The organism is Polyangiaceae bacterium (assembly GCA_015075635.1).
Lineage (GTDB): Bacteria > Myxococcota_A > Polyangia > Polyangiales > Polyangiaceae > JADJKB01.
This window is the reverse complement of record JABTUA010000001.1, coordinates 3255996-3267998: the sequence shown is the minus strand read 5'-3', so window position 1 is coordinate 3267998 and position 12003 is coordinate 3255996. Positions and strand designations below refer to the sequence as shown.

Below are 12003 nucleotides of genomic sequence, written 5' to 3'. Positions count from 1 at the left end.
CCGCCAGTGGACACCGCGGCGCTCGCCGCGCGGGCGCTCGAGCGCGACCCCGCGAGCGTCGCGCGCGCCATCTCGCTGGTCGAAGACCGGCGGCCCGAGGCCGAGAGCCAGGCCATCGCGCTGCTCACCGAGCTCTCCGTCCGCGGCCGCGCCGAGAGCTGCCAGCGCGTGGGTATCACTGGTCCCCCCGGGGTCGGCAAGAGCACGCTCGGATCGGCGCTGATTCGTCGCTGGCGCGGCGCCGGGCGCAGCGTCGGCGTGTTGGCGGTGGATCCCTCCAGCCCGAGGAGCGGCGGCGCGTTGCTCGGTGACCGCGCGCGGATCGAGCTCGATCCCGACGACGACGGGGTGTTCGTGCGCTCGATGGCCTCCGGCGGTCAGCTCGGGGGACTGGCGCGCGCCGCGGGCGCGGCGGTGGAGGTCTTGAGCGCCGTCTTCGACGTGGTGCTGATCGAGACAGTCGGCGTCGGACAGAGCGAGACGGACATCGAGCACGTCGCGGACACCGTGCTCCTGGTGGTGCAACCGGCGTCCGGCGACGTGCTGCAGTTCATCAAGGCGGGGATCCTCGAGATCCCCGACGTCCTCGCCGTGAACAAGTCGGACCTGGGCGCCGTCGCCGAGCGCGCGCTCGCCGAGCTCACGGGCGCGCTCCGCCTGTGCACGGAGCCGGGCGGGCTCGCGCCGCCGCCCGTAGTGCTGACGAGCGCGAGCGGCGGCCACGGTGTGGACCAGCTGGTCCTCGCGCTCGACGGCCATTTCAGCGCGCTCCGGCAGAGCGGCCGACTCGGCGAGCTGCGATTGGACAAGAGCACGGCCTGGGCGGCGCGCCTGTTCGCGCAGCGCCACGGCGAGCTCGGCGTGGAGCGCGTCGGCGGGCCAGCCCTGCTGAGGACGGCGCTCACGCGCGAGCTCCGGCAGCGGGCGACTCTCATCGAGGCCGTGAGGAACGTCGCTGCCAGGCTGGCTTGAACCTCAGGTCGTCTTCTTGGGCGGGGCCTTCGGCTTGGCCGCCTCGGCGTGCTCGGCGGCGCGCTTCAGCTCCCACTCGACGTTCTTCTTGGCGCGGCGCTGCTTCTGACGGCGGCGGGCGCGCGGATCTTGCGGTGTACCCATGGCGGCGCAGTGATTAGTCCGAAACCCGGGGTGTTGCCACCCAAAAGGGCGGGCCCGGCTCAGGCCGCCGGATTCGACACCGCGGGCAGGCTGGGCCGGCTGAAGTCGAACACCGCCGGGTTGGGCACCGGGGAGTCCCCGCCGTAGCGGTAGAAGCCGGCACCCGTCTTCTTGCCCAGGCTCCCGGCCATCACCAGCCGCCGGAGCAGCGGCGGGCAGCGGTAGCGCGGGTCTCTCAGCTCTTCCTGCAGGCTCCTGGACATGGCGAAGACGACATCCAGGCCGATCAGATCGGCCAGCGCCAGCGGTCCGAGGGGGTGACCGCAGCCGAGCTTCATCGCGGTGTCGATGCCCTCGGGGGTAGCGACGCCCTGCTCCAGCGTCTCGATGGCGTGCAGGATGTAAGGCACCAGCAGCCGGTTCACGACGTAGCCGGGGTGGTCGCCGAGCTCGACGGGCACCTTCCCGATGTCGAGGCAGAAGGCTCGCACGCTCGCGGCGACGGCGGGCGTGGTGCTGGCGACGGCGCCGATCTCGACCAGCTTCATCACGTTTGCCGGGCTGAAGAAGTGCAAGCCCACGAAGCGGCTGGGCGCCGCCAGGGCCTCGGCCAAGGTGGAGAGGCGCAAGGACGACGTGTTCGAGGCGACCACCGCGTCGGCCTTGGCCAGGGCGCTGATGCGGCGAAGCAGATCTTGCTTGGCCGGCAGGCTCTCGGCGGCCGACTCGATCACCAGGTCGGCGTCAGCGACGGCCGACAGGTCCGCGCCGATGCTGAACAGCTCGAGCGCGCGATCGCGGACCTCGGCAGCGAGCTTGCCCCGCTCGACCGCCTTGTTCATCGAGCCGACGATGCGGCGGCGCACCGGCTCGGTGTCGCCGGGTGTCACCTTGATGCCCAGCGTGCGGAGGCCCGCGACGGCACAGGCCTCCACGATGCCGGTTCCCATCAACCCACAGCCCACGATTGCCACAGAGCGGATTTGGTTCGTCATGGCGGCCTCCGAGCGGGGCGGTGGCCCCGATTTACAGTCTTCGGGTAACGCATCGTGTTGTAAGCACCTGGATGACGAGTGTCAACTCGCAAGTGCCCGAATAGAAGAGACTTATTTCAGTGCCAAGCATTTACAAATCGTTCCAAGTCATTGACTTGTAAACTTCTTGTCAACGCCATGCCGCTATCGCCCCCCGAGCCGACCCTGAACGCCAGCATCGGTCGCCGCCTCCGCGAGCTCCGGCTCGAGCGCGGGCACACCCAAGCCGAGCTGGCGCGGCGCCTCGGCATCAGCGCGGCCTACCTGAACCTGATCGAGAAGGGCCGGCGCACCGTGCAGCTGCCAGTGCTCTGGCGGGCGCTCGAGCTCCTGGAGGTCGATCCCGAGCCGTTCATCTCCAGTCTGGGCGAGCAGCCGGTCGAGGCCAACCTCGCCCAGCTGATCGACGAGCCGCTCTTGCGCTCGCTCGATCTCGATCGCGACGCGCTCAGCAATCTGAGCGCCGAACCCCGCGCCGCGACGACCATCGCAGCGCTCTTCAACCTGTACAAGAACACCCGAACGCAGCTCGACAACTTGCTGCAGCACCTGTCGGAGGCGGAGGCGGGACGCAAGGCTCGGGCATCGCTCAGCGGCCGGCCGACGATGGAGATCACCGACGGTACGCTGCGCTTCGACTACTCACCCCTCGATGAGGTGGCCGACTTCGTCCAAGCCAGCCGGAACTACTACCCGGTCATCGAGGATGCCGCGCAGGCGCTTCGCCGCCAGCTGGGCCTGGAACGCCGCATCGTGAGCGATCAGCTGGTGGCCGCGCTCGCCGCGCTGGGCGTCGCCGTCGAGAGCACGCCGGAGAGGCGCGATGGCAGCGTAGTGCGTCGCTACGATCCGGAGCGAAGCTCGCTGGAGGTCTCCCCCGAGCTGAGCGAAGCTCGGAAGAAGTTCGACCTGGCACACGTGATCGGCCTGAAGCTGCTCGACGAGCGCGGGATCTTCCAGACCATCGTGGCCTCACACCGGGCGCGCCACGCCGAGACCAAGACCTTGCTCAAGGTGCACCTGGCGAACTACTTCGCCGGCGCACTGCTGATGCCCTACGACGAGTTCTTCCGCGACGCGCAGGCGACGCGCTACGACGTGGAGCGCCTCGCCGATCTGTTCGAGATGAGCTACGAAGCCGCCGCCCATCGCCTGACGAACCTGGGGGACCCGCGCCGGCGCGGCGTGCCGGTGCACTTCATGCGGGTGGACGTGGCCGGCAACATCTCCAAGCGTTACTCCGCGACGGGGCTCACGTTCCCCATCGGCCTCGGCTCCTGTCCGAAGTGGGTGGCGCACACGGCGTTCCTGACGCCGAGTCAGATCACGAAGCAGTTCAGCGTGATGCCGGACGGCAGCGCGTACTTCTGCTTCGCCAAGATCACGAGCCAGCCGCTCCGGGGCTCGTTGGTCAAGGGTACGGTGTACTCGATCGGTCTCGGCACCCACGCCGACGACGCCCAGCACCTTGCCTACGCCGACGACCAGCCGCGCTGGAGCCCGGATCGCGCCGCGCGCATCGGCGTGCCGGTGGGCGTCACCTGCCGCTTCTGCGAGCGGACCGACTGCAGCCAGCGGGCGGCGCCCAGCTACAAGTTCGCGTTCAGCCCGGATCCGTACGTGAAGAAGGACAACTTCTTCTCGCCGATCCTGGAACGAGACGGAGCTCGGGGCCGGAGGTAGTCCGGCACGAGAAGTTGCGGCGCGAACGCCACGACGACCCTTGGAAGTCCCTGAAGAGGGACGCCACGGACGCCACGAAAGAAGAAGAGAAGATCTTGGTGTCAAACCCGGATGCGCCCTGACCAGTGCTCGCATCTCGCCCGTGGTCGCCTCGACCTTCAGAAAACCGCCAAGACGCCAAGCTCGCCAAGTCAGAGACTTCTCAATCTTCGAGTCTCTGAATGTGTGAATTTCTGCGTGGCGAACTTGGCGCTCTTTCCGTGGCGCCGTGGCGTCCGTGGCGCATTTCTTCTGCCAGTCGGACCTCAGACCGTCCAGGTGTTGCCGGACGCGAGCAGCTGCTGGAGGTCCACCGGGGTCTTGGCCTTGGCCGCGGCGATCTGCTCGTGCACCATCCGCGCGTAGCTCGGACGCTGCTTGGCGTAGAGCACGCCCACCGCCACGGGGAACTCCGGGAAGGGCATGCGCGCCAGCATGTAGGCCAAGGTCGAGTTCGTCTCGTCGTGGATCAGGATGTCCTTCTCCGTGACGCCGTTCTCGCCGATGGTCGCCACCTCCAGTCCCAGCGTGCGCGGGTCGATGCGCAGCCCCTTGTTCTTCTGGGCGCCGAACAAGAGCGGCTTGCCGTGCTCGGCCCGCAGCTGGTGCTCGTCTTTCTTGTCCTTGGCGGTGAAGGCGTCGAAGGCCGCGTCGTTGAACACGACGCAGTTCTGGTAGATCTCCATGAAAGCGGTGCCCGTGTGCTTGGCCGCGCGGAGCAGCATCTCGTTCATGTGCTTGCCGTCTGTGTCCACCGTGCGGGCGACGAACGTCGCGGAGCAACCGATGGCGAACGACGCCGGGTCCACCGGGTAGTCCGGGACGCCGGCGGGCGTGCTCTTGGTGGTCTTCCCGAGCTCGCTGGTCGGGGAGTACTGCCCCTTGGTCAGGCCGTAGATGCGGTTGTTGAACAACAGGACCTTGATGTCCAGGTTGCGCCTGAGGGCGTGCATCAGGTGATTGCCGCCGATCGACAGGCCGTCGCCGTCGCCGGTGACCAACCACACGCTGAGCTCCGGGTTTGCCATCTTGATGCCCATTGCGACGGCCGGTGCGCGGCCGTGGATGGTGTGGAACCCGTAGGTGTTCATGTAATAGGGAAACCGGCTGGAGCAGCCGATGCCGCTCACCCAGACCACGTTCTCCGGCGCGACGCCGAGGTCCGGCATCATCTTTTGGACGTTGGCCAGGATGGAGTAGTCGCCGCAGCCGGGGCACCAGCGGACGTCTTGGTCGGACTCGAAGTCCTTCTTGGTGAGCTTGGGGGCTTGGACGATGTTCGACATGCTCAGCTCTCCATCACCTGACGGATCTTGTCTTCGATCTCGTCGATCTTGAACGGTTGCCCCTTGATCTTGGGGAAGCTCTCGGCCGGGACCAGAAATTCGCTGCGAACGATCTTCACCAGCTGGCCCAGGTTCATCTCGGGGATCAGCACGCGCTCGAAGCGCTTCAGCAGCTCACCGAGGTTCCGCGGGAACGGGTTCAGGTACTTCACGTGGGCGTGGGAGACGTCGAGGCCGCGGTCGCGGCTGCGCTGCACCGCCTCGCGGATGGCGCCGTAGGTGGAGCCCCAGCCCAACACCAGGAGCTTGCCGCTGTCGTTGCCGACCTCGATCTTCTGCTCGGGGATGTCGTTGGCGATGCCCGCGATCTTGGCCGCGCGCGTCTTGCTCATCTTCTCGTGGTTGTCCGGGTCGTAGGAGATGTGCCCAGAGTTGAAGTCTTTCTCGATGCCGCCGATGCGGTGCATGAGGCCTGGCGTCCCGGGGATGGCCCACGGACGGGCCAGCGTCTCGGGGTTGCGCAGGAAGGGGTGGAAGCCCTGCGGGTCCTTGCGGAAGTTGGCGTCGATCTTGGGCAGGTCGGCGACGTTTGGCACGCGCCAAGGCTCCGCGCCGTTCGCCAAGTAGCCGTCCGTCAGCAGCATCACGGGGGTCATGTACTTGACCGCGAGGCGAATCGCTTCGAGCGTCATGTGGAAGCAGTCGCCCGGAGTGGCGGCCGCGACCACTGCCACGGGCGCTTCGCCGTTGCGGCCGTAGACGGCCTGGAGCAAGTCCGCCTGCTCGGTCTTGGTGGGGAGCCCGGTGCTCGGACCGCCGCGCTGCACGTTGATGATCACCAGCGGCAGCTCGGTGCTGATGGCGAGGCCCAGCGCCTCCGTCTTGAGCGCGATGCCTGGGCCGCTGGACGCCGTGATACCGATGCTGCCGGCGTAAGAGGCGCCGATGGAGACGCACACGGCGGCAATCTCGTCCTCCGCCTGCACGGTGGCGATGCCGTAGGCCTTGTAGCGCGCCAGGTCGTGGAGGATGTCGCTGGCCGGCGTGATGGGATACGCACCGAACACCACCGGGACCCCGCTCAGCTGCGCTGCCGCCACGATGCCCAGCGCCGTCGCCTGGTTGCCGCCGATGTTTCGGTACAGACCCTTGGCGACCGGCGCCGCGGGGACCTCGTAGCGGAAGTGGGAGACCTCGGCCGTGTCGCCGTAGGCCCAGCCGCCCTTGAGCGCCAGGATGTTCGCCTGGGCGATGGCGGGCTCCTTCTTGAACTTGCTCTCGATCCACTTCGTGGTGGACTCGAGCTCGCGGCCGTAGATCCAGAACATCAGGCCGAGGGTCCAGAAGTTCTTGCAGCGGTTCGCTTCCTTGGTGCTGATGCCGGTCTCTTTCACCGCGCTCAGCGTGTTCTTCGAGATGTCGATGGCGAGCACGCTGTACCCGTCCAGTACACCCGTCTCGAGCGGGTTCACGTCGTAGCCCGCCTTCTTCAAGTTCTGAGGCGTGAAGGCGCCGCTGTTGACGATGAGCAAGCCGCCGCGCTTCAGATCCTTGATGTTGGTCTTCAGCGCCGCCGGGTTCATCGCCACCAGCACGTCCGGCGCGTCCCCCGGGGTGAACACGTCTTGCGCTGCGAAGTTGATCTGGAAGCCCGACACGCCGTAGGTGGTGCCGGCGGGCGCGCGGATCTCAGCGGGGTAGTCGGGGAACGTGGCGAGGTCGTTACCGGCCAACGCTGCAGCCACCGTGAACTGAGAGCCCGTGACCTGCATGCCGTCGCCGGAGTCGCCGGCGAAACGAACCACTGCGCCTCGCAGGGTCTTCGCCTTGTGCTCAGTGGAGCCCTCCGACACGGGGTGTGCCTCTTGTACCATCCTGGTCGTACTCGCTTTCTCTCACCCGCTCAGGGAGCGGCGCGACGGGTCACGCCGCCGGCAGCCAGGGACATCGCACGCCGGCCGACTGACACCGGCGTCACTTGCTCCGATGGCGCGGTCTTGTCAAGTGAAGCGCGGCTTTTCGCGCCGGAAATCCCCACGCTTGGAGGAAGCTGCTGCGTCAGTTCGCGGGGGCGTGCTTCTGCAGCAGGTCGGCCAGGCGTGGCGCGGCGGCCTCGACGTGCTTCTTCGCGGTCGGGCGCAGCTTGTCGTACATGCCCTTGATGGCCGCCCGCTGCGCCTTCTCGGCGCGGCGGTCGGTGATCGCCAGCAAGGCGTCGGCCATCCGGGGGCTATTGGCCTTCAGGTGGTCGCTGGGCTTTTTCCCTGACGAAACGGCCTCTTGGTAGATCGGGTCGAGGGCATCCAAGAAGTCGTCGAGCAGGTCGTCCACGACGTGGGGCACGAACCCGGGCTTCACGCCCTGGATCAGCCGGTACCCCGCCTTGATCGCCATCCCCGACAGGCCGGACTTGTCGGCGACCTCGAGATCCAGGACTTTACAGGCGTCAGCGACGACCTCGGCACGCTTGCCGCCCTCTTGGGCGAGCTCCTTCAGGTGGGGCATGGGGCTTGCGCCTTTACCACCAGCCGGCTCCCCGAGCCAATGTAGGCGAAGCGGCGTGGTTCTGCCCCGGTCGGAAAGGACCGGATTGGGTCGAAATCAGCTAGACTTCGCCGAGGAGCAGAGAACCCCAACTTCCGCGCACGCCGGTTCCGAGGACCACCTCCGGAGCGAACGTTGCAGTCCGTCGAACTCGCCAAACCAGTGCCTGAAGACCTACAGCGCGGATCGCGTCTGGGGAAGTACCAGCTGCTCCTGCGCATAGGTCGCGGCGGCATGGCGACGGTCTGGGTCGCGCGGGAGAGCGCGGCGGATCCCGCCGCCCAGCGCCTGGTGGCAATCAAGGCCATCCTGGCGGATCTGGCGACGGACCAGGAGTTCTCGAAGATGTTCGTGGACGAGGGCCGGATCATTCGCATGATCCGCCACCCGAACGTCGTCGACGTCTACGAGTCCGCCGAGCACGAAGGCATCGGCTACATCGCCATGGAGTGGGTCGAAGGCGACTCGCTGCACGCGATCATCGCCGAAGCCGGCAAGCGCCGGCCCATTCCGCCGGAGATGGCGGTGCGCATCATCGCCGACGCCGCTGCTGGCCTGCACGCCGCGCACGAGCTCAAGGACGACGGTGGCAACCCGATGAACGTCGTGCACCGCGACGTGTCGCCGCACAACATCCTGATCGGTGTCGATGGCGCGGTGAAGCTGGTCGACTTCGGCGTGGCCAAGGCGATGGGGCGGCTGAGCGAGGTGACCAGCGCCGGTCAGCTCAAGGGCAAGTTCGGCTACATGTCCCCCGAGCAGGCGATGGCCAAGAAGGTCGATCGGCGCAGCGACGTGTTCGCGCTCGGAATCGTGCTGTTCGAGCTCACCACCGGCCGTCGGCTGTTCCGCGGCGAGCACGACGCCGAGACGCTGCACATGGTGGTCTCCGGCAAGATCCCCAAGCCCACCGCCATCGACCCGAGCTACCCGGCCGCGCTCGAGGAAATCGTGCAGAAGGCGCTGCAGCGCGATCCGGCCAAGCGTTTCCAGACCGCCGAGGAGTTCCAGCGCGCCCTCGACGCCTACCTGAAGGCGGAGCGCATCGTCGTTCCGCGCGCCGGCATCGCCAACCTGCTCAAGAAGGTGCTCGGCGAGCGCATCGAACAGCGCCGCAAGGCCATCCGCTCCGTCCTGCGGCAGCTCGACGCGCCGGCGGGGGTGGGGCCCCAGACCAGCGAAGTCCCGTACCTGCCTTCGCCGGCCGAGCCCGTCAGCGTGACCGGCGTGAGCGCCATCACCAGCGGCACCGCGAGCGGCATCAGCGCCATCGGACCCCCGAGCGCGCCGACGCCCAGCGGCGTGAGCCATCCGCGGCCCAGCGTCGAGCCCCCTGCTCCGTACGACGCCTCGCGGCCGAGCGCGCTCTCGCAGGTCGGCTACCCGGTGGACCCGAGTCAGACCGGCTCGACAGTGGTGGTGAAGCGCGGGGGAATGCTCGGCCTGATCATCGGAGTGCTGGGGCTCGCCGTGGCGCTGGCCGCGGTGTTGTTCCTGCTCTACGGACCGCACCGCAAGACCACCGTCGTCAACCTGCAATCCACGCCGACGGAGGCGAAGCCGGCGGAGACCTCGGAGGAGGTCAGCGCGCCGCCGAAGAAGGACGACGGCATCCCGGCGGTACCCGTGGATTCGCTGGGCGCCGCGCCGACGTCGAAGCCGCCGCCGGGCGGGTCCCGCGGGCCCTGGCCGAAGCCCAAGGAGACGGCCGCGCCGCCAGCCGGGCCCACGCCGCCGACCACGGTGGCTCCACCGCGCAAGAATCCGTACGAGTGACGGGGGCGCCCAAGGGGGGTGTCCCTGATTCCCGCTCCGCTGACCGCAGCGAACGCCACGCGACGTTCGCGGACTGTCGAAACAGCCGGCCCCGGCCCCGGCCGGTATTCGCACTCACGCCCCAGTGGCGGATCGAGGTCTGATCATGACCAGACCGTTCAGGTGATTCCAGGGCTCGGCGGACCGCCGAGCGGCGCGTATCGACCCGCTCGGTCGCACACCGAAGCAGGGACGCCCCCTAGCCCTGGGGCGTCTTCGGCACCTTGCGCACCGGGCCGACGTCGGTCGCGTAGACCACGAACGAGCCACTCTGATCGATGTCGAGGGGGCCGAGCTCCGAAGGCGCGATCTGCGTCACCTGGCCTCCGCCGGCCGGCAGCGCGAACACACCGCCCCCTGCATACGCCTGCGCCTTGTCGCCCATCGCCGAGAACGCGATGTTGCCGTCGTAGCTGATCACGTCGCCGATGGCCGTGAACCCGCTCGTGAGCTCGACCTCCGCGGGTCCGCCGCCGTCGCACGCCGTCGACGACAGCGTGCGTCGCCACACGCTGCCGCTCGCGCGGGTGAAGTAGAAGCTGGTCGCGTCGGTCGTGACCCCGACCGCGTCGCTGACTTGGCTGGACAGCGCGGAGAGTCGTGCTCCGCCCGAGCTCGTGGTGATCCAGACGGCGCCGTTGCTGATCCAGTAGACGCAGCCGCCTTGGACCGCGAGATCGCCACCGGTCTCGTTGCCCGAGGTGGTGGTGTAGAGTGGTTCGGTCGTGGTCCCCGCGACGTCGAACCTGAGCAGGGCGGCGCTGCCAGCGGCGACGGCGGCGACCGAGACGTAGGCGAAACCGTCGGGACCGAGGACGATGCCGCTTGCCACGCCGATGGCGGTCGAGACGGGCACGTTTTCCTTCGGACCGCCGGCCTTGGGCAGGCGAGTGATGCTGCCCTCGTCGAGCGTGTTGCGTCCCCCTGCGACGAACAGATACTGCGCCCCGGCGGCGAGGGCCTGCGGCTTCTCGACCGCTGGCATGGCGGTGCCGGACCCGCCCGCGGTGGGTTGGCTGACGACCACCGAGTCGACTTTGTTCTTGGTGGCCCGGAACACGCTCTGGTCGTCGGCAGCGATGATCACCGGAGCGGTGCCGCTGCCGATGTTGCTGACGGGGTACTTCTTGGCGTCGTAGGGGACGATGCCGCCACCGCCGGAGCCGTCGCTGGCGTCGGAAGCGTCCGGCTGGGAGCCGCCGCTGCCGCCGGTGCTGCCGCCGCTGCCGCCGCTGCCGCCGCTGCTGCCGCTGCCGCCGCCGCCGCTGCCGCCGCCGTCGCTGCCGCCCGTCGCGTCGATCAAGGACTCGTCGAGCGTCTTCAGGCACCCCGCCGAGATGATTGCCCCGAGGGCGAGGAGGAGGGCGCGACGCAGGGAAGGGGGAGACATGCGGCTCTTCGACGAAACATGATAGCATTGGCCACGGAGATCCATCGCAGGTGAAGCACCCCGTCCGCCTGGCCCTCGTCCTCTGCTCGAGCCTGCTCCTGGCGTCGCCCGCCTTCGGGCAAAAGGGCGGCAAGGACGAGGCGCGGCGCTTCTTCAACGCCGGGCAGAAGGCGTTCCAATCCGGCCGCTTCGTCGAAGCTGCCAAGGCCTTCGAGGAGGCATTCCGGCTCAAGCCCCATCCTTTTGCGCTGATCAACGCGGGGGACGCCTGGGAAAAATCCGGGGACATCGCCCTGGCCGCGCGCACCTTCCAGCGCGTGCTGAAGCTCGAGCAGTCCGGCGAGCAGGATCGCGCCGACGCCACCGAGCGCCTGGCGAAGCTCACGCCCAAGCTCGGGATCATCGAGCTGCAAGGAGAGCCGGCCGAGCGTGCGCGGGTGGACCAGGACGAGTTCGTGGGCGGCGATCGCGTGTACGTGACGCCGGGCGAGCACCTGGTGACCCTGGTCGACGTGGACGGCGCCAAGGAGCGCAAGGTCGAGCTCGCGGCCGGCGCGTCGCGCACGGTGGATCTCGCGACGCTGAAGCCCAGCGCGGACAAGGAGCCCGAGCCGACCGGAAAGAATCCGGAGCCCGAGCCCGACGGCCCGCCCACCGCGGATACTGGACCGACCAAGTCCGGCGGCGTGCGGGCGCCGACGCTCATCTTGTTCGGTCTGACCGCCGTCGCCGCCGGCGGCGCGGTCTATTTCGGGCTGCAAGTGAACGACGCCGAGAAGAAGTTCGACGAGAAGCCGACGCGCGAAGAGTACGACCGCTTCGGCCAAAACAAGCTCTACACGAACATCGCCATCGGCGTGGCGGGCGTGTCGGCGGGGCTGGGGACGTTCTTCTTGATCAAGGACCTGGGCCGGAAGGTGCCCGCCGAGAAGAGCGCCCAGACCGCGCGCTTGCCCAGCTTCGGTGTCGCCCCGCTGAAAGACGGCGGCGTCCTGGTCGGCGCGGGCCGTTTCTGACCCCAGAGCTGCGCCACGACGCCACGAACGCCACGACGTTCTCGTTCTTCTGGGGACGAGAGCTTCTTCGTCCGTCGTGG

10 protein-coding genes are annotated in these 12003 nt (G+C 68.3%); 4 read left to right on the top strand and 6 right to left on the bottom strand.

The genetic code is table 11. The annotated features are described in order from the left end of the window. Nucleotides 1-6: 6 nt before the first annotated feature. On the top strand, nt 7-972 hold the full coding sequence (gene meaB, locus HS104_14900) for a methylmalonyl Co-A mutase-associated GTPase MeaB (GenBank protein ID MBE7481254.1): 966 nt from the start codon (nt 7-9) through the stop codon (nt 970-972). A 3-nt stretch (nt 973-975) separates the two neighbouring features. Here meaB and HS104_14895 read toward each other — a convergent pair whose 3' ends face one another. Together HS104_14895 and HS104_14890 are read right to left on the bottom strand one after the other, a co-directional pair. Then, nucleotides 976-1116 (bottom strand): hypothetical protein, encoded by a 141-nt coding sequence (locus tag HS104_14895; protein ID MBE7481253.1) that lies wholly within the window; start codon nt 1114-1116, stop codon nt 976-978. Between the two features lie 59 nt (nt 1117-1175). Then, nucleotides 1176-2111 carry a 3-hydroxybutyryl-CoA dehydrogenase gene (locus HS104_14890; GenBank protein ID MBE7481252.1) on the bottom strand — a complete coding sequence of 312 codons (936 nt, stop codon included), beginning with the start codon at nt 2109-2111 and terminating at the stop codon, nt 1176-1178. A 177-nt stretch (nt 2112-2288) separates the two neighbouring features. Here HS104_14890 and HS104_14885 point away from each other — a divergent pair, with 177 nt between their 5' ends. After that, the gene (locus HS104_14885; protein MBE7481251.1) at nt 2289-3833 is read left to right on the top strand and encodes a DUF2083 domain-containing protein; all 1545 of its coding nucleotides are present in this window, start codon (nt 2289-2291) and stop codon (nt 3831-3833) included. A gap of 305 nt (nt 3834-4138) precedes the next feature. On the opposite strand, the gene HS104_14880 is transcribed toward HS104_14885, so the two are convergent. The 3 genes from HS104_14880 to HS104_14870 form a co-directional block, all read right to left on the bottom strand. Continuing rightward, nucleotides 4139-5158 (bottom strand): 2-oxoacid:ferredoxin oxidoreductase subunit beta, encoded by a 1020-nt coding sequence (locus HS104_14880; protein MBE7481250.1) that lies wholly within the window; start codon nt 5156-5158, stop codon nt 4139-4141. 2 nt (nt 5159-5160) lie between these two features. Then, nucleotides 5161-7032: a 2-oxoacid:acceptor oxidoreductase subunit alpha gene (locus tag HS104_14875; GenBank protein ID MBE7481249.1), complete on the bottom strand. Its 1872-nt coding sequence runs from the start codon at nt 7030-7032 to the stop codon at nt 5161-5163. 184 nt (nt 7033-7216) lie between these two features. Then, on the bottom strand, nt 7217-7663 hold the full coding sequence (locus tag HS104_14870; protein ID MBE7481248.1) for a hypothetical protein: 447 nt from the start codon (nt 7661-7663) through the stop codon (nt 7217-7219). A gap of 273 nt (nt 7664-7936) precedes the next feature. Between HS104_14870 and HS104_14865 the strand changes: the two genes are divergently transcribed. Continuing rightward, a complete protein-coding gene (locus HS104_14865) occupies nt 7937-9478 on the top strand; it encodes a protein kinase (protein MBE7481247.1) in 1542 nt (513 codons plus the stop codon). A 238-nt stretch (nt 9479-9716) separates the two neighbouring features. Here the strand turns inward: HS104_14865 and HS104_14860 are convergent, their stop codons facing one another. Continuing rightward, nucleotides 9717-10907, bottom strand: a complete 1191-nt coding sequence (locus tag HS104_14860; GenBank protein MBE7481246.1) for a hypothetical protein — start codon at nt 10905-10907, stop codon at nt 9717-9719. Nucleotides 10908-10957: 50 nt separating this feature from the next. Here HS104_14860 and HS104_14855 point away from each other — a divergent pair, with 50 nt between their 5' ends. Further along, nucleotides 10958-11923 carry a hypothetical protein gene (locus tag HS104_14855; protein ID MBE7481245.1) on the top strand — a complete coding sequence of 322 codons (966 nt, stop codon included), beginning with the start codon at nt 10958-10960 and terminating at the stop codon, nt 11921-11923. The last annotated feature ends 80 nt before the right edge of the window (nt 11924-12003 follow it).